The organism is Streptomyces liliifuscus (assembly GCF_016598615.1).
GTDB classification, from domain to species: Bacteria; Actinomycetota; Actinomycetes; order Streptomycetales; family Streptomycetaceae; genus Streptomyces; species Streptomyces liliifuscus.
On sequence record NZ_CP066831.1, the window covers coordinates 9,972,299 to 9,992,550 of the forward strand.

Below are 20,252 nucleotides of genomic sequence, written 5' to 3' on the forward strand. Positions count from 1 at the left end.
CCTGCCGGACGGCGGCCCTTGATCGTTGCGTACGTCCTCCACGGTACCGGGCCCGCCGGGAAGCCCCGTCCCTGGATGGTCCGTGGATCATTGCGGCCGCATGAACAGTCCGGCGGCCGGGGAATAGCAGCCCCGCGATCTTCCTTGCCGCTAAGGCCCACCCCGGTGCGAAGGAGAGTGACGGAGCAATGCCCAAGGCGTACGTCTTCACCCAGTACGGCGGCCCCGAGACCGAAGCCCTCGTCGACCAGGACCGCCCGAGCCCCGGGCCCGGCGAGCTGTTGGTCGCCGTACGGGCGGCGGGCGTGAACCCCGTCGACTCCAAGCAGCGCACCGGATACCAGCGCCCCGGCCAGCAGCCGCGCGCGGTGCCCGCCGTGTTCGGCAACGAGGCCGCCGGAGTCGTCGAGGAGGTCGGCGAGGGCGTCACGGGCTTCGCGGTCGGGGACGAGGTCTTCGGCAACCCGGTCGCCGGGGCGTTCGCCGAGTACGTGCTGCTCCCCGTGGCGGTCACCGCCCACAAGCCCGCCGACGTCTCCTTCACGGACGCCGCGGCCCTGCCCGTCGCGGCGGCGACCGCCTACGACGGAGTCCGTCAGTTGGACCTTCCGGCCGGTTCGACCCTGCTGGTCACGGGCGCGGGCGGCGGGGTGGGCGTCTCGGTTGTCCAGATCGCACGCGCCGAGGGGCTGAACGTCATCGGTGTCGCGAGCGCGGGCAAGAAGGACCTGGTCGAGTCGCTCGGTGCCGTGCATGTGCCGTCGGGCCCCGACTTCGTCAGTGGCGTACGGGCCGTGGCGCCCGACGGCGTGGACGCCGTGTACGACGTGGTCGGCGGTGAGGTCCTGGAAGCCGCGTCCGTGCTGGTCGCGGACCGGACGAAGCTGATCACCGCGGGCGGCAAGGACATCGTGGCGCGACTCGGCGGCTCGCCCGTCGCGCGGGCCCGTACCGCCGCTGTGCTCGACCAGGTGGCCCGGCTCGTGGCCGACGGCAAGCTGGACCCCTTGGTGACGCAGACCTTCCCCCTCGAACGGGCCGGGGAGGCGCTGCGGACCGTCGAAGAGGGCCACACGCGGGGCAAGGTCGTGATCGAGGTCGCCATATGAGCGGGGCGCGTCATCCGCTGGACAACCCCGCGCTCGGCTCGCTGACCGGCCCGCACGCCCACTTCGCCGAGCACCGCGGACGCGTGCTGCGCTACCCCGTCGACGTGTCGCCCTGGCTGGCGCTGCCCGACGAGCCGGACGCCGACGACTGGGCCGACCTCGCGGCGCTCGTCGGTCCCGGCGAGGAGGTAGGGCTGCCCGCCTTCGACGGTGGCATCCCGGACGGCTGGGACGTGACGTTCGACCTGGACGGCGTACAGCTCGTGGACGACGGCCTGGCCACCGCACCCGAGCCGGAGGCCGTACGGCTCGGCCCCGCCGACGTACCGGAGATGCTGGACCTGGTCGAGCGCACCAGACCGGGCCCGTTCCTGCCCCGGACGGTCGAACTCGGCACGTATCTCGGGATTCGCCGGAACGGGGCCCTGATCGCCATGGCGGGGGAGCGGCTGCACCCACCGGGCTGGACCGAGATCAGCGCGGTCTGCACCGATCCGGACTTCCGCGGCGAGGGCCTCGCGACCCGGCTGACCCTGGCGGTCGCCCACGGCATACGCGCCCGGGGCGAGATCCCGTTCCTGCACGCCGCCGCCGGCAACACCACCGCCATTCGGCTCTACGAGGCGCTGGGCTTCCGGCTGCGGCGCAGGACGCGGTTCGTGGGGGCGCGGGTTCCTGAACTGCTCGGTGACCGGCAGACGTTGGGGGTCGCTTAGCGGCGGGGAGGGCGTGCGGCTGCGGGCGGGACGGACCTGACGGTTGGTGGCGCGACGGGCCTGGAGGTGTGGGGCGGGGCGCGCGGCCCGCGTTCAGCTCGCGCGCGTGCCCGACGTGCCTCAGTCGGTCGCGGGCGCGGCCTTGAACGTCACTCCGCCCGCCGCCGCGTTGTACCGCAGCAGATACCCGGCGAACCGCTCCAGGTCCTCCTCGGGCCAGCCCGCGAGCCGCTCTCGGAACGCCACCCGGCGGCTCGCGGTGACCTGGGCGAGGATCTCCGTGCCGGCGGGGGTGAGGTGGAGCACCTGGACGCGCTGGTCCTGGGGATCGGCGCGGCGCTCGACCAGCCCGGCGCGTTCGAGGGCCGAGACCTGACGGCTGACCGTGGACTTGTCCAGGGCGTAGTGCGCGGCCAGGTCGGTGGCGCGGCAGCCGCCGACGTCCTCCAGGTGGCCGAGCAGCGTGTACGACACCAGGGACAGCTCGGGGTGCAGACGTCCCGCCGAGGCCCGGGCGCGGCGGGCGAAGGCCGTCAGCTCGTGGTGGATCGTCTCGATGGACACGTCGGCTGCGTTCACGGTTTCTTCCTTTCTCTTCTGGTTGCACCGTACAACTAAGTGGTTGCCTAATGCAACTAGAGGAGTCTCGGGTGCCGCAACCGGCGGTGCCCGGATGTGAGGCGGAGAGGGTCGGGGACCGCGTCCCGGCCGGAGTCGGCGCCGTGTAATGTTGCCGTCCGGCTGCGGACCGCCCCAGCCGCGAACGGACCGAGGAGGTGAGCCCCATTACCGCTGTGTCAGCTCGGGTGCTCTCGCCTCGGGGCCTCACCGGCATCAGGTGACCTGGAGGGCGCCCTTCGGCTTCCCGAAAGGCTCTCGGCTTCCATGCCACCTTCTTACGCACATGTCGTCACCGCGCTCCGCTCCGCCGGCTGTGTCTTCGCCGAGGACGAGGCGCGGCTGATCTTCTCCACCGCTCGTACGCCCGCCGAACTCACCGCGATGGTGGACCGCCGTGTCGCGGGCCTGCCCCTCGAACACGTCCTGGGCTGGGCCGAGTTCAGGGGCCTGCGCATAGCCGTGGAACCCGGTGTCTTCGTGCCCCGTCGTCGCACCGAGTTCCTGGTCGAGCAGGCCGTCGCGCTCGCCCCCGAGGCCCCCGTCGTCGTGGACCTGTGCTGTGGCTCGGGTGCGGTGGGTGCGGCGCTCGCCGCCGCGCTTCCCGGCGTCGAGTTGCACGCCGCCGATGTCGATCCCGCCGCCGTGCGATGCGCTCGACGGAACGTGGGGGCGGGTGCGCATGTCCATGAGGGGGATCTCTTCGAGGCGTTGCCTCGTGACATCCGTGGTCGGATCGGCATTCTGGCCGCCAATGTGCCGTACGTGCCGAGCGGTGAGGTCGGGCTGCTGCCGCCCGAGGCCCGTGATCATGAGCCTCTTGTGGCCCTCGACGGGGGTGGGGACGGGCTCGATGTCCTGCGTCGCGTTGCCGCGGAGGCGCCGGAGTGGCTGGCGCCCGGGGGCAGCCTCCTCGTCGAGACGAGTGACGGTCAGGCGGGCCTGGCTGTCGAGATCCTTGCCGGCGCCGGGCTGATACCGCGGCTGGAGGTCTCGGAGGAGCTCTACGCGAACGTCGTGATCGGCGTGAAGTAGCTCCGCAGGGGGCGTGACCGAACCTGCGGGTCCCTTGTGGCTGGTCGCGCAGTTCCCCGCGCCCCTTTGGGGCCCGCGATTGTGCAACTAGTTGCACAATGGTCCCTCCGTCGTCTACAAAGACATGACGACACCGCGTACGGAGGGGCCCATGAGCCGTTACCCGCATCTGCTGAAACCGCTCGACCTGGGCTTCACCACGTTGGCGAACCGCGTGCTCATGGGGTCCATGCACGTCGGCCTGGAAGAGGCCGAGCGGGGGTTCGAGCGCATGGCGGAGTTCTACGCCGCCCGGGCCCGCGGCGGTGTCGGCCTCATCGTCACCGGCGGTATCGCCCCCAACGACGCGGGCCGCCCGTACGAGGGCGGGGCCAAGCTCACCACCGAGGCGGAGGCCGAGCAGCACACCGGGATCACCGCCGCGGTGCACCGCGAGGGCGGGAAGATCGCTATGCAGATCCTCCACTTCGGGCGGTACGCCTACCACCAGGACCTGGTCGCCCCGAGCGCGCTCCAGGCGCCGATCAGCCCGTACGCGCCGCACGCGCTCACCGACGACGAGGTCGAGCGGACCATCGACGACTACGCGAGGGCGGCCCGCCTCGCGCGGCGGGCCGGCTACGACGGCGTCGAGATCATGGGCTCCGAGGGCTACCTCATCAATGAGTTCATCGCCGCCCAGACCAACAAACGCGAAGACCACTGGGGCGGTTCGTACGAGAACCGCATGCGGTTCCCCGTCGAGATCGTCCGCCGGGTGCGGGAGGCGGTCGGCGAGGACTTCATCATCATCTACCGGCTGTCGATGCTGGACCTGGTCCCGGGCGGATCGTCGTTCGACGAGGTGATCACGCTCGCCAAGGCCGTCGAGGCGGCCGGGGCGACCATCATCAACACCGGTATCGGCTGGCACGAGGCGCGGATCCCGACCATCGCGACCTCGGTGCCGCGGGGCGCGTACGCCTGGGTGACCAAGAAGGTCATGGGTGCCGTGTCGATCCCGCTGGTGACGACCAACCGCATCAACACCCCCGAACTCGCCGAGCAGTTGCTCGCCGAGGGCCACGCCGACATGGTGTCCCTGGCCCGCCCGATGCTCGCCGACCCGGACTTCGTCGCCAAGGCGGAAGCCGGGCGCCCCGAGGCCATCAACACCTGCATCGGCTGCAACCAGGCCTGCCTCGACCACACCTTCAGCGGCAAGATCACATCGTGCCTGGTGAACCCGCGGGCCTGCCACGAGACCGAGCTCGTCCTCTCACCGACCCGGCTGCGCAAGCAGGTTGCCGTGGTAGGCGCGGGCCCGGCCGGACTCGCCTGTGCGGTCAGCGCCGCCGAGCGAGGTCACGACGTCACCCTCTACGACGCCGCGCACGAGATCGGCGGCCAGCTCAACGTGGCCCGCCGGGTCCCCGGCAAGCAGGAGTTCGACGAGACGATCCGCTACTTCCGTACGCAGCTCGAACTGCACGGCGTGGACGTGCGGTTGAACACCCCGGTCACCGCCGAGGACGTCTCCGCGTACGACGAGGTCGTCGTCGCCACGGGAGTCAGCCCGCGCACCCCCGAGATCCCGGGCGTCGACCACCCCAGCGTCGTCGGCTACCTCGATGTGCTGCGCGACGGCGCGCCCGTCGGCGACCGTGTCGCGATCCTCGGCGCCGGTGGCATCGGCTTCGACGTCGCCGAGTACCTGACCGACGGTGGCGACAAGGCGAGCGAGGACCCGGCGACGTACTTCCGGCACTGGGGCGTGGACATGGACTACCGTGCGCCCGGCGGCCTCGGCACCCCCGAGCGGCCCGCCCCGCCGCGCACCGTCCACCTCCTGCAGCGCAAGGCGTCCAAGGTCGGCGGAGGGCTCGGCAAGACCACCGGCTGGATCCACCGCACCGAGCTCAAGCACCGCGGCGTCACCATGGTCCCGGGCGTCCAGTACGACCGCATCGACGACGCCGGCCTGCACGTGACCGTCGATGGTCAGGCTTCCGTCCTCCCTGTCGACACGATCGTGCTCTGCACGGGACAGGAACCGCGCCGTGACCTGTACGAGGCACTGCGCGCCGACGGCCGCAACGTGCACCTCATCGGCGGCGCCGACGTGGCGGCCGAACTGGACGCCAAGCGGGCCATCAAGCAGGGCACGGAGCTGGCGGCGGCGCTGTAGGCAGACAGGGACCGGGGGACATGGCGCCCGTCCCTAGGATGACTCCATGTCACTCCCGCACGCGATCCTCACCGCCCTGCTCGAGAAGCCGTCGTCGGGGCTTGAACTGACTCGTCGCTTCGACAGGTCGATCGGCTACTTCTGGTCGGCGACGCATCAGCAGATCTATCGCGAGCTGGGAAAACTGGAGGCCGAGGGCCAGATCAGGGCCCTCCCCACACAGCAGCCGGCCAGGGGGCAGAAGAAGCGGTACGAGGTCCTGCCCGCGGGCCGCGCCGAACTGGCCAGGTGGACCGCCGCGTCCCAGGACCCGAAGCCGCTGCGCGACACACTGCTGCTGCGGCTGCGGGCCGCGGCGGTGGTCGGCACGGACGGCATCGAAGCGGATCTGCGGCGCCATCTCGACCTGCACCAGCGGCAGTTGGCGGAGTACGAGGAGATCCAGGAACGCGACTTCCCGCCCGGCAAGGACGCGCCGCAGGACCGCCTTCAGCACCTCGTCCTGCGGGCCGGGATCGACCTGGAGACCTTCTGGACGGGCTGGCTGACGCACGCGCTGGAGGAGTTCGGACGGCTGCCCGCGGAGGATCCGGCGTCCTGACGGTCAGGATTTCGGGTGGTCCGGCTTCAGGTGGCCGGCACTCAGGTGGCCGGTACTTCAGCTGATCGGCGGCGGCCCGGTCTCCCCGTCGTGACCGGGGCTTCGGCCGTCGAGGCGGGCTGGGGGTTCCGGGCCGCCGCTGTGCTCACAACCGGTGCGGCTTGGCGCGTCGGCGCAGGACCCAGACCGTGGCCCCGACTCCGGCCGCCACCAGGACGCCGCCCGCCGCGTAGGTGGCGGTGCCGTAGTCCTTCGTACCGCCGCCCATACCGCCCATGACCCCGCGCGAAGGAGACGCCGAAGCCGTCGGGGTGGCCGTCGCCGTCGCCGTCGCGGAGATCGTGGGACTGGAGACAGGGGAGACGGTGACGGACTGGGTGCCCGCCGTCGTGCCGTCGGCGCAGACCACGATGACGGTATAGGTGCCGGTGGTGACGTTGGACCAGGCCGCGGCCTGGCTGGTGCTGGTCCCGGACAAGGTCACCTGGCGCCCCTGTGCGAAGTTGGCCTGACCGCTGGAGAGCAGTGAGGCATTCCCCATGGAGCCGTTGGACCTGGTGGCACAGTCGGTGGTGGTCACCTGCACCGTCGTGCCGCTGGTGGTCACGTTGATGACCGTGTTCACCGCGACGGCCTCCGTGGCGGTGAGGGTCAGCGGCAGCGCGGCGGCGGCCGCCACGGTCAGGCCGGAGCGGACGAGCATCTGGGTAATACGCATAGGACTGCCCTCCGACAGCACGGTTGGCGGTACATCCCATGCGCCGCCGAGGATTGGGAACGCCCGTGCGCCTTCGGACCGAGCCAATGCGAGGATCACCGGTTCCGCACGCGGGCCGGGACCGGGCAGGTGACGAATTCCTTCGTCCGGACGACCGCCGATGGCGTACCACCGGGATGGCCCGTCACCTTCCGCGGGCCGTCACCAGGTCCGGCCGGCCGCCAGGAGCCGTTCCGCGACGAGCGCGACATGCGGGTTGTCCGACACCCCCGGACGCCGTACCAGATACGCGGTGTTGATCGGCGGGTCCTCCGGGTCCAGCAGGGAGACCAGTGCGCCGGAGGCCAGCCCGTCGAGGCACAGATAGCGGGGGAGCACCGAGATCCCGGCGCCCGCCACCACCGCCGCGAGGACGCCACGCAGATCCGGCACCGTGATCGCCGCCTGACCGGTCAGCCGCACACCGAAGACGTGCCGCCAGTAGCGCCGCGCGATGGGCAGATCCTCGGCGTACGAGATCAGCGGCGCCCCGTGCAGCACGGCGGGCCCCTCGGCGGCGACCCGGTCCGGACCGATCCGCCCCGCCCACGCGGGCGCGGCCACGAGGACGAACTCCTCGTCCGCCAGCGGCACCGCGCTCAGTGTGCGGCCGCGCGGCCGTGACGTGGCGATCGCCAGGTCGAAGCGTCCGCCGCGCAGCCCCTCCAGCAGACCGTCGGTCAGTCCGGTGGTGACCCGCAGCCGCACCCCCTGCCCGGTCAGCGGGGCCAGAGCGGGCAGCACCCGAGTGCACAGCAGCTCCGCGGGACCCGCCACATGGACCGGCTCCGGCACCACGTCCGCACCGAACCCGCCGCGGTCCGTGACCGTCGCGAGCGCGTCCAGCGGCGCCGCGACCTGCGCGGCCAGCTCGTCCGCTACCGAGGTCGACACCACACCGCGCGGCCGCCGCTCGAACAGCTCACGCCCCAGCTGGTCCTCCAGCGACCGGATCTGCGTGGTCACCGTCGGCTGCGACAGCCCCAGCAGCCGCGCCGCCGCCGTGAACGAACCCGCCCGGTGCACGGCGAGGAAGGTCCGCAGCAGCGAGAGATCGAGCGGGGCGGCGGACGCGACGGTGCCATTGGATTCCCTATGGGCCATACGGAGAATCCTAGGCTCCGTCTATGGCCGAACCGCTTTCGGGCACCCGCCGCAGCAGCGCCCCCACAGCCGCACCGCTCCCGCCGCACCGCCCCATCGCCGCGCTCTACGGCTTCGCCGCTCCCGTCGTCACCGTCCGTTCCGCCGAGAAGCCGCTCCAGGTCCCGTCGGGCAGCTTCGCCCTGATCCGCACCCGCTGGGTGACCCCGGCCTCCCGACCCACGTAGAAGCTGTACGTCGCCTTGTCGCGCGGGGCGGTCCCGCCCCAGACGAGCGAGGTCGCGGGCTCCCGGTCGAGCTGGATCTGGTACTCCGTGATCACCCCGTCGATCGTCTCGGCGTCCGGCGGAATCCAGGAGAGGTCGAGGTAGTACGCCCCGTCGGTGCGATGCGTCGAGGCCCGGAAGCCGGTCGGCGCCAGGCCGGTGCCCTTCCCGTCCCCGGAACCGGCGGGAGTCGTGATCCGTACCGCCGCGCTCGCGGGCGAGACGTTGTCCGCCGCGTCCCGCGCCCGGACCGTGAAGGAGTACCGCGTGCCCGGCCGCAGCCCGGTGACCACGGTCGCCGACTGTGCGCCGCCCACACTGTGGATCTTCGAGTCGCCCTGATAGATGTCATACGACGCCACGCCCCGGTTGTCCGTGGACCTGTCCCAGGACAACTGGGCGGCCCGGCTCCCGGCCGCCTTGCCGCGGGGGCGCTCCGGGGCGCTCGGGGCCCGTCCGTCGGCGACGGACGCGGCCGGAGTGGTGGCCCGCGCCCGCTCGCTGGGCGGTCCGAGCCGCCCGTCGGCGTCCCGCGCCCGTACGGAGAAGGCGTACTCGGTGGACGGCTTGAGCCTGGTGATGTCGACCATGTGGTCCGAACCCGGCACTTCCTTCACCATCGTGGTGCCGCGATACACCTCGTAGTGGGCGACCTCGGGCTTGCCTGAGGCCCGGTTCCACATGACGTGCACGCTGGTGGAACTGCCCGCCGCCGCGGTGACGCCCGCCGGGGCCGCGGGCGGCCGGTCGCCCCCGCCCGGGCCCTCGCCGCCCCAGCCGCAGGACACCAACAACAGCAACGCGCCGCACACCACCGCGGCTCGCAGGAGTACGCGTCGCACAGCCCTGCCCTCCCTCGACGGGAATGGTCCGGACCAATATGACGTGGTAGGCGTGACCACATCAAGAGGGCCGTGTTCGCGATATCGATCGGACGTTACGTATGCTGAGGGTCTTCGCGGCTGAACTCGCCCTTGTCGTAGGGAAGTTCATGCCCACGGTGCGGAACGCTGTCGTCGCTGATCCCGCGCCGGCGAGGGCGGCCGGGCGGCCGGAGCCGACAACGGCTCCGGCCGCCCGGCCCCCGACGAGACGTCACCGGGCGTGCTCCGTACGGCCCCCCAACGGTGGCCACCTGATCGAACCCCCACCAGATTGGGCTGAGTGTTCGTCAGTGCCCGCCCAGGAGAGGGTCTCTTATCGTGCGTGCCCAGTCGCTGACGCTGGCCGCGGCCGGCGCTGCCCTGCTCGCCCCCACCACGATCTCCGACGTCGCCCCCTTGCCCGAGGCCGTGCACGAGCGCGCGGGGAACGCGGGCCCTCCGGGGAACGCCGCCTCCGCGGGGGGTGTCCGGGCCGCCGACCTGCTGGCCGCGGTACGCGACTGCGTCCCCGTCTCCCGCGGCCTCTACCGGACCGACGACGGGGCGCCGGCGGACATCCCCGTCTGCGGAAAGCGCGGCGTGGTCTTCTGGAAGGCGGACCTGGACATCGACTGCGACGGCCGGCCCGGCGCGCACTGCAACAAGAGCACCGATCCGTTCTTCGCCGAAGCCACCGCCTTCCAGCAGTCCGACGGGAACTACCTGGACGCCGAGACCCTTCCGTACGTCGTGGTGCCCGCCCCCAGCCACATCTGGGACCACGACGAGCACGGTGTCCGCAGCGGCACGGTCGCCGCCGTGATCCACGGCGACCGCGTGCAGTACGCGGTCGTCGGCGACCTCGGCCCCGAGGACCTCATCGGAGAGGCGTCGTACGCCACGGCCCGGGGCCTCGGCATCCGCCCCGACCCGCATGGCGGCGGGGCCGCCTCCGGGGTCACGTACATCTTCTTCGAGGGCTCCACCGCGTCTCCCATCGAGAACCCCCGGGCGGCCGTCGCCGAGGGCGAGCGACTGGCCCGGGAGTTCGTCCGCCGGAACGCGGCCCGCTGAGCGAGCGCGCCCGTCTCACACCTTCCGATAGCTGTACGCGTCCGCGGCGGCCGCCTCCACCGCCGCCAGGTCGGCTCCCGTGGACGCCGTGACGACCGCCGCCACCGCGCCCTCGACGAAGGGGGCGTCCACCAGACGGGTGCCCGCCGGGAGTTCGTCGCCCTCGGCCAACAGCGCCTTCACGGTGAGGACCGCGCTGCCGAGGTCGGTCAGCACGGCGACACCGGCGCCCCGGTCCACGGCCGCGGCCGCGGCGGAGATCAGCTCGGCGCTGGTGCCGAAGCCGCCGCCCTCGATGCCGCCCGCGGGTGCCACCGGAGCGGTCGTACCGCCGCCGGCGAGCCCCTTCGCCAGTTCGGCGACCGAGGCGGCCACCGCCGCGCTGTGCGACACGAGCACGATGCCCACCAGCTTCTCGTCGCCTCCCGTCGGGCTCGCCACGTCACTCACCGGCCGCCTCCGCGAGCGCCGCGATCAGGAGGGCCGAGGAGGTGGCACCGGGGTCCTGGTGTCCGATGCTGCGCTCGCCCAGATAACTCGCCCGGCCCTTGCGGGCCTGCAACGGCGTGGTCGCCAGGGCGCCCTCCTCGGCTGCCGTCCGTGCCGCCGCGAAGGACTCACCGAGCGCGTCTACCGCCGGCACCAGCGCGTCGATCATGGTCTTGTCGCCGGGCGCGGCCCCGCCGAGCTGCATCACCGCGTCCACGCCGGTGCGCAGCGCATCGGCGAGCCCCTGCGCGTCGACCTCGGCCGCGTCGCCGAGCGCCTTGCCCGTGCGACGCAGCAGCGTCCCGTACAGCGGCCCGGACGCGCCGCCCACCGTCGAGATCAGCTGCCGTCCGGCGAGCATCAGGACGGCGCCGGGCGTCTGTGGCGCCTCCTTCTCCAACGTGGCCGCCACGGCCCTGAAGCCGCGCTGCAGGTTGCTGCCGTGGTCGGCGTCGCCGATCGGCGAGTCGAGGGCGGTCAGCCGCTCCGCCTCTCGGTCCACGGACGCGGCGGTCGCCGTCATCCAACGGCGGAAGAAGTCGGCGTCGAGCACTGGATCTCCTTGCGTGGTAAAGGTGTTGACCGGTCGCACCGGCACGGGCCGGGGGAGCGTCACATGCCCCAGCGCAGGCCCGCCGTGCGCACCGGCGCGTCCCAGAGCCGCAGCAGGTCCTCGTCGACCTGGCACAGGGTCACCGAGGCTCCGGCCATGTCGAGCGACGTGACGTAGTTGCCGACGAGCGTGCGCGCCACCGGGACCCCGCGCTCGGTCAGCAGCCGCTGCACCTCCGCGTTGAAGCCGTACAGCTCCAGAAGCGGCGTGGCGCCCATGCCGTTCACCAGGACCAGGACGGGATTGCGGGGGCTCATGTCCTCCAGGATCGCGTTCACCGAGAAGTCGGCGATCTCCCGCGAGGTCATCATGGCCCGCCGCTCCCGGCCGGGCTCGCCGTGGATCCCGACGCCCAACTCCAGCTCCCCGGGCGGCAGATCGAAGGTGGGGCTGCCCTTGGCCGGAGTCGTGCAGGCGCTGAGCGCGACGCCGAAACTGCGCGAGTTCTCGTTGACCTGGCGGGCGAGTGCCTCCACCCGCTCCAGTGGCTGGCCCTCCTCGGCCGCCGCGCCCGCGATCTTCTCCACGAACAGCGTCGCGCCGGTGCCGCGGCGACCGGCCGTGTAGAGGCTGTCGGTCACGGCCACGTCGTCGTTGACGAGGACCTTGGCGATCTGGATGCCCTCGTCCTCGGCCAGCTCCGCCGCCATGTCGAAGTTGAGCACGTCACCGGTGTAGTTCTTCACGATGAACAGCACACCGGCGCCGCTGTCCACGGCCGCCGCCGCCCGCACCATCTGGTCCGGCACCGGGCTCGTGAACACCTCGCCGGGACAGGCCGCCGACAGCATCCCGGGGCCCACGAACCCGCCGTGCAGCGGCTCGTGCCCCGAACCACCACCCGAAACGAGTCCCACCTTTCCGGGCACCGGAGCGTCCCGCCGTACGATCACCCGGTTCTCGACATCCACGGTCAGCTCGGGATGGGCGGCCGCCATGCCCCGCAGCGCGTCCGCGACAACGGTTTCCGCGACGTTGATGAGCATCTTCATGGGTACCTCCTGATGAGCCTGGCAGGCATGCGGCGGCTGGAGTGCTGCTCTGGGCAGTATCAACCTTGTGGCAGGGAAGGTCACCTGCGCCTGCGCCGTGGTTTCACCCTGCGGTGCACCTCATGGTCCGGGCGAGGCCGTGCCACCCGTTGAACTGCCGGTCTCCGCGCACACCGTGCAGAGCCACCTGAAATCACGGTTCGCCAAGTTCGGCGTGTCCGGTCGGGGCCGGCTGATCGCTGCCTGCGGGAGAGCCTTCCGGCGCCTCTTCGTGAGCGCGGGGGAGAATTCCCCTCATGGCGTCGACATCCAAGCCCGTTCCGCAGACATTTGACGAACTGCTCGCCGAGTTGCAGCGACGAGCCACTACCCTGACGCCGTCGCAGCGGCGGCTGGCCGACCGTGTCATGGCCGACCCTGAGGGCGTGGCGTTCATGACGGTCTCCGAACTCGCGACGGCAGTGAGCGTCAATGAAGCGACCGTGGTCAGGTTCGCGTCCAGTCTGGGCCTGGATGGATATCCGGGCCTGACGCGTCTGTGCCGAGAGCAACTCCGTGAACAAGCTCAACTCCTTCATCGCTACAAGAGTCTGGAGCAGCTCACTGCCGAAGGAGGCGATCCGCTCGAACGGGCCGTCGCCTTCGATCAGGCCAATATCGCGCGCACGTTTGCCCGTATTCCTACTGCTGCCTGGCAGGAGGCCGTGTCCGCCCTCACGAGCTCATCTCGCGTGCACGTGATGGGCGTGCGGAAGTGCCACGCTCCGGCCTACCTGCTGGGTTATCTTCTGGGCATGCTCCGTGAGGAGGTTCGCGTGGTTGCCGCCGCGGCCGGAAGCCTCACTGACGAACTGCGCCAGGTTCGCGCGGATGACTGCTTCGTGGCCATTTCCATCCACCGCTACAGTGCCGAGACGGTCAAGGCGCTGGAATGGGCCCGCAGCCGAGGAGCCCGCTGCCTCGCCCTGACCGACAACCCCTCTTCGCCGCTGGCCGCCGCGGCCCACCACACGTTCTACGTGGATGCGGCCGGCCCCTCTGTGTTGCGTTCGCTCACCGCCTTCACGTCTTTGGTACAGGCGTTGGCCACAGGCGTTGCTCAGGAGCGGGGACTGGAGGCGCGTTCGACACTGCTGGAGGAGGAGGAACTGCTGGAACAGTTCGGCATTTATGTCACGCCGGAGGGGTGACAGACCCGAATTCGGACTCATCGATCTTGCGGCGCGGAGTGGATCCGCGGATGACCGGTCGTCGATCGATCGCGAGTGGGCGACATCCTCATTCGCCCCTGTCGCCCCTGTCGCCCAAGGTGTCCCTAGAACGTTGCCCGCAGGATCGCGAGAACCTGGTCCTTCGTCGGTAGCAGCGGCGCGTTGCGGGTGACAGGGTCCGCGAGCGCGCCCTCGGCGATCTGCCCCAGCATGTCGGGGTGGACGCTGAGTTCGTGCAGGGGGCGCTTGACGTCGATCGCTCCGGTTATTTCTCGTACGGCCTCGATGGTGGTGCGCGCCCAGTCGCCGTCGACGGGCGGGGCCAGCCGGAGAGCGCGGGCAGTCTGCTCGTAGGCGTCCTGCGCGGCCTCCGCGCTGAACTCCATGACTTCCTCCAGCACGGCGGCCAGGGCGAGGCCGTGAGGTGTGCCGGTATGGGCAGTGAGGGCGTGGCCGATGCCGTGGACGAGCCCCAAGCCGGAGATGGTGAGGGCCTGGCCGGCCAGGTGGGCGCCGAGCATCAGTTGCGAGCGGGCCTCGAGGTCGGAGCCGTCACGGTGGGCGGCGGGCAGCCAGCGGCCGATCATGGCGACGGCCTGGGTGGCGAAACCCACGGAGACCGGATTGGCGCCGCGCGAGGCGAGTGACTCGATGCCGTGGACCAAGGCGTCGATGCCGGTCGCGGCGGTGATGTGTGCGGGCAGGCCGACTGTCAGCTCCGGGTCCAGGAGGGCGATGCGGGGTTTGACCGAGGAGTGGCCGATGTAGACCTTGCGGCAGGCGGCGGTGTCCTCGATGACACCGAAGCCGTTCGTTTCCGCGCCCGTGCCCGAGGTGGTGGGGATCGCGATGAGCGGGAGGCCGTCGAGCGCTTCCCAGAGGGTGTCGGCGTCGGCGGCCGAGGCGTCGGCGTTGCCGACCAGTAGCGAGATGCCCTTGGCGGCGTCGAGGACCGAGCCGCCTCCGAGGGCTATGACGACCGCGGGGCCGAAGGCCCGAGCCCGTGCGGCGCCCTCGTCGACGTTGCCCGTGGAGGGGTTGGCGCCGACCCCGTCGTACACACCGTGTTCCACGCCCGCGGTGTCGAGGACCTTGAGGACCTGGTCGACGATCCCCGCGGAGCGCAGGCCGTGGTCGGTCACCAGGAACGCGCGGTCCACACCGAGGGAGGAGACCAACTCGGGCAGGTGCCCGATCCGGCCGGGACCGAACTCGATGCGGCAGGTGGGGTCGATGGTCAGCTGGCTTGGGGTGTGCTCGCCCATGGCGTGCGGCTCCTGGAAACGCGGCGGGTGTCTGCGGGAGAGAAGGAGGTCATCCGCCGGGCGGCCGTTCCTGGCCGGCCCGGCGGACGTGGGGCAAGGGGATCAGACGGCGCTCAGCGCGGCGTCGTGGGCGGTGGCGGGATTCGGCAGCCGGAACTCCCGGCCCGCCAGGGACTCGTAGAGGCGGACCGGGCTCATCTCACCGGCGAGGTCTCCGTGCTGAGCCTTGGCCCGGCGGTAGATCTGCTCGACGAGCGCGGACAGCTCGGTGGACACACCCAGGTCGCGGCCGAGATCGATGGCCAGGCCCAGGTCCTTGCAGGCGAGCATCATGGCGAAGGAGTCGTCGTAGTCGCCGTCGGCGAGCACGCACAGGATGTCGTTCTCCAGGAAGTTGGAGGCGGCCGGGCTGGCGAGCAGCGAGTTGCGCAACACCCCCAGGTCGACTCCGGCCCTGACGCCTATGGCGAGCACCTCGGAGGTGGCGACGAGGTGGCTGAACCAGAGCAGGTTGATCAGGAGTTTGACGGTGTAGCCGGCGCCGAGCGGGCCGACGTGCAGCACCTTGTCGGGATCGCCCATGGCCTCGAGAACGGGCAGGCACATGCGGAAGTCGTCCGCCGTCCCGCCGACGAATATCTGGAGCTGCCCCGCCTCGGCGCCACGTGCCATGCCGCTGACCGGCGCGTCCAGGCGGCGCACGCCTCGCTGGTCGAGCACCTCTGCCGCGACGCGCTCGGCGGCAGCCGGGGTGGAGGTGGACATGTCGATCCACAGGGCGCCCTCAGGGAGCGCCTCGGCGGCACCACCGCGCAGCAGCACGTCCTCGACGATGCGCGGGTTGGGCAGCATGGTGATCAGCAGTTCGGCATCGGTCGCGCATGCCGCCGGGGTGTCGGCCCAGCGGGCGCCGAGCCCCAGGTGCTCGGCGGCGGACTCGGGCCGGGTGTCGTGCACGGTGACCAGGTGGCCCGCGTGGATCAGGTGGCGGGCCATGTGGCGTCCCATGTTGCCCAGGCCGATGAATCCGATCCTCATCGTTGTCCTCGCTACGGCTTTGTAGGGGTGAGCAGGTGAAAGAAGGTGAAGCAGAGGGCCGGTCAGGCCAGGTTGATCCAGGTCGTCTTCAGTGCCGTGTACGCGTCCAGCGCGTGCAGGGACTTGTCGCGACCCGCGCCGGTGGCCTTGAAGCCGCCGAAGGGTGTGATGACGTCGCTGGCGTCGAAGGTGTTGATCCACACCGTGCCGGCCCGCAGCCGTCGCGCGGTGCGGTGGGCGACCGTCACGTCCCGGGTCCACACCGAGGCGACGAGCCCGAAGTCGCTCTCGTTGGCGAGGCGTACGCCCTCGTCGACATCCCCGTCGTAGGACACGACGGCGAGGACTGGGCCGAAGATCTCCTCCTGTCCGACGGCGGAGGTGTTGTCCACTCCGTCGAGCACGGTCGGTTCGACGAAGCTGCCGCCCGTCCCGGTCAGCGTGCGCCCGCCGCCGAACAGCACGCTCGCGCCGTCTCGCCTGCCGCGCTCGACATGGCCGAGGATGCTGGCGAGCTGGGTCTCGTCGACGATGGGTCCCATGACGGTGGCCGGGTCGAGGGGATCGCCCACACGGAAGGTCTCGGCGGTGATCCGGCGTACGGCGTCCAGGAGTCGGTCCTTGACCGAGGTGTGCACCACGACGCGGGATCCTGCGTTGCAGGTCTGCCCGGCGTTGTAGAAGATGCCCCAGGCCACGGCGGACGCGGCGGCTTCGACATCCGCGTCGGCCAGCACGAGCTGGGGCGACTTGCCGCCCGCCTCCACGGCGATCTGCTTGCCGTTGGACTCGCCCGCGTACACCTGGAACAGTCGCGCGACCTGCGCCGAGCCCGTGAAAGCGATCTTGTCGACCTCGGGGTGGCGGCCGAGCGCCTGCCCGGCGACCTCGCCCCGGCCGGGGACGACGTTGAGGACGCCGTCGGGCAGTCCGGCCTCGGTGGCGAGCGCGGCCAGGCGCAGGGCGGCCAGCGAGGTCTGCTCGGCGGGCTTGAGGACGACGCTGTTGCCGGTGGCCAGCGCCGGGCCCAGCTTCCAACTGGCGATCAGCAGCGCGTAGTTCCACGGTACGACCACGCCGATGACACCCAGGGGTTCCCGGGTGATGAACGCGAGGGCGTCGCCCGGTGTGGGTGCCACCTCGTCATACGTCTTGTCGATGGCTTCGGCGTACCAGGCGATGGTCTCGGCGGCCTTGTCCACGTCGACGCGTACCGACTCGGTGATGGGTTTGCCCATCTCCAGCGTGTCCAGGAGGGCCAGTTCCTCGGCGTTCGCGCGGATCAGCTCGGCCCAGCGCAGCAGGACGTGCTTGCGCTCCTTGGGCGCGAGGTCACGCCAGCGCCCGTCCTCGAAAGCGGTCCGCGCGGACCGTACTGCCCGGTCGACGTCCTCGGCTCCCGCCGCCTGCACATCGGCGAGCTTGGCTCCGTCCCGCGGCGAGTTGCTCCTGAACGTGTCGCCGGAGGTGGCGTCGGTGAAGCCGCCGTCGATGAACAGACGGGTCTCGAAGGTGAGATTGCTCGCCGCGGCCAGCCACTCGTCGTGCGAGCGGGACAGCAACTCGTCGATGTTGTACGTCACTTGATCCTCCAGCGGTCGATCGCGTCCTCGTCCAGCTCGATGCCCAGGCCCGGCTTGTCCGGTACCTCAAGGTCTCCGTCGGCGTTGACACGCACCGGCTCGGCGAGCATGAAGTCGCGGCGCTCGGGGGTCCAGCCGGGCGGGTCGTAGGGGAACTCGAAGAACGGGCCGCCGCCGACGCCCGCCGACACATGCAGGTTGGCGAGGACGCCGATGCCGTTGGTCCAGCTGTGCGGGGTGAAGTGACGGTGCTTCAGCTGCGCCAGCTCGGCCAGGGTGCGGGCGCGGTGCATGCCGATCGCGAGGACCACATCCATCTGGTAGATGTCGAGGGCGTCCTCTTCGAGGTAGCGCAGCAACTCGGTGGGGGAGTGGTGCATCTCGCCCGCCGCGATGCGCACGCCCGGGTTCTCGGCGCGCAGCCGCTTGAAGCCGTCCAGGTCGGCGTAGGGCAGCGGCTCCTCGACCCAGAACACGTCGAGTTCGGCGAGGCGGGCGATGGTCTTGCGGGTGGTGGCCAGGTCGGAGGCGTTGGCGGTGTCACCCGCCATCCGCCAGGACTGGTTGAGGTCGACCATGATCTCGAAGCGGTCGCCCAGTTCCTCGCGTACGGCGCGTACGGCGGCGATGCCGTCGTCGACTCGGTCCCGGTCGATGCGGATCTTCATCGCGCGGAAGCCGGCCTCGCGTACCTTCAACGCCGTCCTGACGCGCTCCTGTGGCGACTTGAGCTCGCCGCAGGACGCGTACGCGGGCAGCTTCTTCGCCGCGTTGCCGAACAACTCGGCGACCGGGCGGCCGTGCACCTTGCCGATGATGTCCCACAGCGCGGCCTCCAGCGGCCAGTAGTAGGCGCCGTGGAAGTTGGCGGTCTCGATCGCCCTGACGTGCCGGGTGATGTCGAGCGGGTCCTCGCCGACGAACAGGTGCTTGTACGTCTCGAAGCCGTCCATCAGATCGCCGGAGCCGATGCCGGTGATGCCCTCGTCGGTGTGGACGCGGACGATCGTGGCATCGAAGTGGCGGCGGGGCTCGGGGTCCCAGGCGGCGTGGAACGGCGGGTCCAGCTGAAGGCGCAGCCGGTCCAGGGTGATGTCGGTGATCTTCATCGGGTGAGCACCTCTGCCGTCGGCGTGTAGAAGGGGTTGGTCGGACCTTCCTCGGCGGCGGCCCGGACATCGGCCACGGTCGGGGTGCCGGTGGCCGCGGCGCGGACGGCGCCGTACGCGGCGGCGCGCTGGTTGCGGAAGGAGGCGTCGAGGTCGTCGACCGCCGGGTTGACCCACACGGCGGCGATGATCAGCAGGTCGTCGGCGTCCGCGGCGGGGATCAGTTCCTCGTCGAGGGCGTCGGCGATCCCCTGGGCCAGGCCCGCCTGCGCCGAGCCCCAGGTGGCGCGCTGGTGCATGTCGCCGCCTGCGGGTGCCTTGTTCACGAACAGCGTCAGCGGCTTGACCGGGACAGACGGGCGCACGACCGTCACGAACGGGACGTGCCCGGTGCTCGGGGTGGCCAGCGCCGTCGCCCACGCCGTCTCGACCGGGCCGCCCTTGCGGCCGATCACGATGTTCGTGTGCGCGGCGTTGGCGCCCTCGCCGACGAAGGACTCGCCGATCAGCACGGTCGGGGCAAATGGGGAGGGCATCGGAGCTCCTGGGCCTGGGGAAGCGGGGCATCGGGAAACAGGAAACGGGGAAACGGGGAAACGGGATGAACCTCGCATTCGGAGCAGTTCATCCGGGCCGATGCGGCGAATCTAGGTCCGCCGCCGCTCCCTAGCAAGGCGGTGGCGGGAATCGAAATGACGGTTGCTCTCACAACAACTGACTCGCTGACCTGGGGATCTCTCCGCAAGGACGAGCCTAGGATGGCGCCCGTGACGCACCAGCCCTCATCCGCTCCCGACCCTTCTGCCGCACCGCGCGGCCACGGCCTGCGGCGCGACATCGACCTGCTGGAGGCACTCGCCTCCGACGAGGCGCAGAACGCCGGCGGTCTCGGCGTCGTACGGCTCGCCCAGCTCGTCGGACGTGAGAAGACCCAGGTCTCGCGGGCGCTGAAGGCCCTGGCCGCGGAGGGCATCGTCGAGCGTGACCCCGACACCCTGGAGTACCGCCTGGGCTGGCGGCTGTTCTCACTGGTCGCACGGACCTCGGAGAACCGGCTCGTGCGGATGGCCGAGCCCGTGATGCACGCACTGTCGGCGGACCTGGAGGAGACCAGTCACCTGTGCGTGCTCAGCGACCGCGAAGTGCTCACCCTGCTGTCGGTGTCCGGGCACTCCTTCCGCGTGCACGGTTGGGAGGGGCGCGGAGTGCCCGCCTGGCAGACGTCCGCCGGGCGCGTGCTACTGGCCGACGCCACCCCGGACGAGCTGTACGTACGCTTCGGAACCGCCACCGAACTGCCCGTCCACGAACTGTGGGCGCTGATCCAGGAGGCCTCGCGGCAGGGGTACGCGCGCGTCAGCGAGGAGTTCGAAGCCGGTCTCGTCGGCGTCTCGGCGCCGATCCGGGACTTCCGGGGCCGCGTGGTCGCGGCCATCAACATCTCGGCGCCGAAGCCCCGACTCGGTGAACGTCTCGATGTGGCCGGCCACACCACGGCCGCCGCAGCGGCCAGGGTCTCCGCGCTGCTCGGCTGGGAGCCCCGGCGCACCCCGCCACCCAGGACACGGCTCACCTGACCGCTCTGCGAGTGCCATGGGCGTCGAATTCCCGCGCATGATCCGCGAGTTGCCCTGACAGCAAC

Annotated in this window: 20 protein-coding genes; 8 read left to right on the top strand and 12 right to left on the bottom strand. The window is 71.1% G+C overall.

Going from position 1 to position 20,252, the window contains the following annotated elements; genetic code table 11:
- Window positions 1–188 precede the first annotated feature (188 nt).
- Both JEQ17_RS43510 and JEQ17_RS43515 read left to right on the top strand, forming a co-directional pair.
- Window positions 189–1,109: an NADP-dependent oxidoreductase gene (locus JEQ17_RS43510; protein WP_200400415.1), complete on the top strand. Its 921-nt coding sequence runs from the start codon at window positions 189–191 to the stop codon at window positions 1,107–1,109.
- On the top strand, window positions 1,106–1,825 hold the full coding sequence (locus JEQ17_RS43515) for a GNAT family N-acetyltransferase (RefSeq protein WP_200400416.1): 720 nt from the start codon (window positions 1,106–1,108) through the stop codon (window positions 1,823–1,825). Before JEQ17_RS43510 ends, JEQ17_RS43515 begins: the two co-directional genes overlap by 4 nt.
- A 120-nt stretch (window positions 1,826–1,945) precedes the next feature.
- Here JEQ17_RS43515 and JEQ17_RS43520 read toward each other — a convergent pair whose 3' ends face one another.
- The gene (locus JEQ17_RS43520) at window positions 1,946–2,404 is read right to left on the bottom strand and encodes a MarR family winged helix-turn-helix transcriptional regulator (RefSeq protein WP_200400417.1); all 459 of its coding nucleotides are present in this window, start codon (window positions 2,402–2,404) and stop codon (window positions 1,946–1,948) included.
- A 306-nt stretch (window positions 2,405–2,710) separates the two neighbouring features.
- Here JEQ17_RS43520 and JEQ17_RS43525 point away from each other — a divergent pair, with 306 nt between their 5' ends.
- The 3 genes from JEQ17_RS43525 (at window position 2,711) to JEQ17_RS43535 (ending at window position 6,246) form a co-directional block, all read left to right on the top strand.
- Complete coding sequence (locus tag JEQ17_RS43525; protein ID WP_200400418.1) at window positions 2,711–3,478, top strand: putative protein N(5)-glutamine methyltransferase; 768 nt, start codon at window positions 2,711–2,713, stop codon at window positions 3,476–3,478.
- Window positions 3,479–3,629: 151 nt separating this feature from the next.
- Window positions 3,630–5,645, top strand: a complete 2,016-nt coding sequence (locus tag JEQ17_RS43530) for an NADPH-dependent 2,4-dienoyl-CoA reductase (RefSeq protein WP_200400419.1) — start codon at window positions 3,630–3,632, stop codon at window positions 5,643–5,645.
- 46 nt (window positions 5,646–5,691) lie between these two features.
- Window positions 5,692–6,246, top strand: a complete 555-nt coding sequence (locus JEQ17_RS43535; RefSeq protein WP_200400420.1) for a PadR family transcriptional regulator — start codon at window positions 5,692–5,694, stop codon at window positions 6,244–6,246.
- A 145-nt stretch (window positions 6,247–6,391) separates the two neighbouring features.
- On the opposite strand, the gene JEQ17_RS43540 is transcribed toward JEQ17_RS43535, so the two are convergent.
- The 3 genes from JEQ17_RS43540 to JEQ17_RS43550 all read right to left on the bottom strand — a co-directional run bounded on the left by JEQ17_RS43540 (window position 6,392) and on the right by JEQ17_RS43550 (window position 9,215).
- On the bottom strand, window positions 6,392–6,964 hold the full coding sequence (locus JEQ17_RS43540) for a hypothetical protein (RefSeq protein WP_200400421.1): 573 nt from the start codon (window positions 6,962–6,964) through the stop codon (window positions 6,392–6,394).
- Window positions 6,965–7,165: 201 nt separating this feature from the next.
- On the bottom strand, window positions 7,166–8,107 hold the full coding sequence (locus tag JEQ17_RS43545) for a LysR family transcriptional regulator (RefSeq protein ID WP_200400422.1): 942 nt from the start codon (window positions 8,105–8,107) through the stop codon (window positions 7,166–7,168).
- A gap of 106 nt (window positions 8,108–8,213) precedes the next feature.
- Window positions 8,214–9,215 (bottom strand): fibronectin type III domain-containing protein, encoded by a 1,002-nt coding sequence (locus JEQ17_RS43550; RefSeq protein ID WP_200400423.1) that lies wholly within the window; start codon window positions 9,213–9,215, stop codon window positions 8,214–8,216.
- 360 nt (window positions 9,216–9,575) lie between these two features.
- Between JEQ17_RS43550 and JEQ17_RS43555 the strand changes: the two genes are divergently transcribed.
- Window positions 9,576–10,310 (top strand): glycoside hydrolase family 75 protein, encoded by a 735-nt coding sequence (locus JEQ17_RS43555; RefSeq protein ID WP_200400424.1) that lies wholly within the window; start codon window positions 9,576–9,578, stop codon window positions 10,308–10,310.
- Window positions 10,311–10,325: 15 nt separating this feature from the next.
- Here JEQ17_RS43555 and JEQ17_RS43560 read toward each other — a convergent pair whose 3' ends face one another.
- The 3 genes from JEQ17_RS43560 to dhaK are packed head-to-tail and all read right to left on the bottom strand — an operon-like array spanning window position 10,326 to window position 12,404.
- The gene (locus tag JEQ17_RS43560; RefSeq protein ID WP_383384298.1) at window positions 10,326–10,751 is read right to left on the bottom strand and encodes a PTS-dependent dihydroxyacetone kinase phosphotransferase subunit DhaM; all 426 of its coding nucleotides are present in this window, start codon (window positions 10,749–10,751) and stop codon (window positions 10,326–10,328) included.
- 1 nt (window position 10,752) lies between these two features.
- Complete coding sequence (dhaL, locus tag JEQ17_RS43565) at window positions 10,753–11,352, bottom strand: dihydroxyacetone kinase subunit DhaL (protein ID WP_200400426.1); 600 nt, start codon at window positions 11,350–11,352, stop codon at window positions 10,753–10,755.
- A 59-nt stretch (window positions 11,353–11,411) separates the two neighbouring features.
- Window positions 11,412–12,404 carry a dihydroxyacetone kinase subunit DhaK gene (gene dhaK, locus JEQ17_RS43570; protein WP_200400427.1) on the bottom strand — a complete coding sequence of 331 codons (993 nt, stop codon included), beginning with the start codon at window positions 12,402–12,404 and terminating at the stop codon, window positions 11,412–11,414.
- Window positions 12,405–12,700: 296 nt separating this feature from the next.
- On the opposite strand from dhaK, the gene JEQ17_RS43575 reads away from it, so the two are divergent.
- Window positions 12,701–13,594, top strand: a complete 894-nt coding sequence (locus tag JEQ17_RS43575; RefSeq protein ID WP_200400428.1) for a MurR/RpiR family transcriptional regulator — start codon at window positions 12,701–12,703, stop codon at window positions 13,592–13,594.
- Between the two features lie 125 nt (window positions 13,595–13,719).
- Here the strand turns inward: JEQ17_RS43575 and JEQ17_RS43580 are convergent, their stop codons facing one another.
- The 5 genes from JEQ17_RS43580 to fae form a co-directional block, all read right to left on the bottom strand.
- Window positions 13,720–14,880 carry an iron-containing alcohol dehydrogenase family protein gene (locus tag JEQ17_RS43580; RefSeq protein ID WP_200400429.1) on the bottom strand — a complete coding sequence of 387 codons (1,161 nt, stop codon included), beginning with the start codon at window positions 14,878–14,880 and terminating at the stop codon, window positions 13,720–13,722.
- 102 nt (window positions 14,881–14,982) lie between these two features.
- Window positions 14,983–15,918, bottom strand: a complete 936-nt coding sequence (locus JEQ17_RS43585; RefSeq protein WP_200400430.1) for an NAD(P)-dependent oxidoreductase — start codon at window positions 15,916–15,918, stop codon at window positions 14,983–14,985.
- 62 nt (window positions 15,919–15,980) lie between these two features.
- A complete protein-coding gene (locus JEQ17_RS43590; RefSeq protein WP_200400431.1) occupies window positions 15,981–17,501 on the bottom strand; it encodes an aldehyde dehydrogenase in 1,521 nt (506 codons plus the stop codon).
- Window positions 17,498–18,610: a mandelate racemase/muconate lactonizing enzyme family protein gene (locus tag JEQ17_RS43595; RefSeq protein ID WP_200400432.1), complete on the bottom strand. Its 1,113-nt coding sequence runs from the start codon at window positions 18,608–18,610 to the stop codon at window positions 17,498–17,500. Before JEQ17_RS43595 ends, JEQ17_RS43590 begins: the two co-directional genes overlap by 4 nt.
- Window positions 18,607–19,146, bottom strand: coding sequence for a formaldehyde-activating enzyme (gene fae / locus JEQ17_RS43600; protein ID WP_200400433.1), 540 nt, complete (start codon window positions 19,144–19,146; stop codon window positions 18,607–18,609). Before fae ends, JEQ17_RS43595 begins: the two co-directional genes overlap by 4 nt.
- 231 nt (window positions 19,147–19,377) lie before the next feature.
- Between fae and JEQ17_RS43605 the strand changes: the two genes are divergently transcribed.
- Window positions 19,378–20,187 (top strand): IclR family transcriptional regulator, encoded by an 810-nt coding sequence (locus JEQ17_RS43605; protein ID WP_234048591.1) that lies wholly within the window; start codon window positions 19,378–19,380, stop codon window positions 20,185–20,187.
- Window positions 20,188–20,252: the final 65 nt, after the last annotated feature.

Excerpts from the sequence above, each read along its gene's own strand:
- JEQ17_RS43515 (WP_200400416.1), top strand. The coding sequence starts at position 1,106 with ATGAGCGGGGCGCGTCATCCGCTGGACAACCCCGCGCTCGGCTCGCTG.
- JEQ17_RS43575 (WP_200400428.1), top strand. The coding sequence starts at position 12,701 with ATGGCGTCGACATCCAAGCCCGTTCCGCAGACATTTGACGAACTGCTC.
- fae (WP_200400433.1), bottom strand. The coding sequence starts at position 19,146 with ATGCCCTCCCCATTTGCCCCGACCGTGCTGATCGGCGAGTCCTTCGTC.
- JEQ17_RS43530 (WP_200400419.1), top strand. The coding sequence starts at position 3,630 with ATGAGCCGTTACCCGCATCTGCTGAAACCGCTCGACCTGGGCTTCACC.
- JEQ17_RS43525 (WP_200400418.1), top strand. The coding sequence starts at position 2,711 with ATGCCACCTTCTTACGCACATGTCGTCACCGCGCTCCGCTCCGCCGGC.
- JEQ17_RS43595 (WP_200400432.1), bottom strand. The coding sequence starts at position 18,610 with ATGAAGATCACCGACATCACCCTGGACCGGCTGCGCCTTCAGCTGGAC.
- JEQ17_RS43585 (WP_200400430.1), bottom strand. The coding sequence starts at position 15,918 with ATGAGGATCGGATTCATCGGCCTGGGCAACATGGGACGCCACATGGCC.
- JEQ17_RS43580 (WP_200400429.1), bottom strand. The coding sequence starts at position 14,880 with ATGGGCGAGCACACCCCAAGCCAGCTGACCATCGACCCCACCTGCCGC.
- JEQ17_RS43540 (WP_200400421.1), bottom strand. The coding sequence starts at position 6,964 with ATGCGTATTACCCAGATGCTCGTCCGCTCCGGCCTGACCGTGGCGGCC.
- JEQ17_RS43535 (WP_200400420.1), top strand. The coding sequence starts at position 5,692 with ATGTCACTCCCGCACGCGATCCTCACCGCCCTGCTCGAGAAGCCGTCG.
- JEQ17_RS43510 (WP_200400415.1), top strand. The coding sequence starts at position 189 with ATGCCCAAGGCGTACGTCTTCACCCAGTACGGCGGCCCCGAGACCGAA.
- dhaK (WP_200400427.1), bottom strand. The coding sequence starts at position 12,404 with ATGAAGATGCTCATCAACGTCGCGGAAACCGTTGTCGCGGACGCGCTG.
- JEQ17_RS43545 (WP_200400422.1), bottom strand. The coding sequence starts at position 8,107 with ATGGCCCATAGGGAATCCAATGGCACCGTCGCGTCCGCCGCCCCGCTC.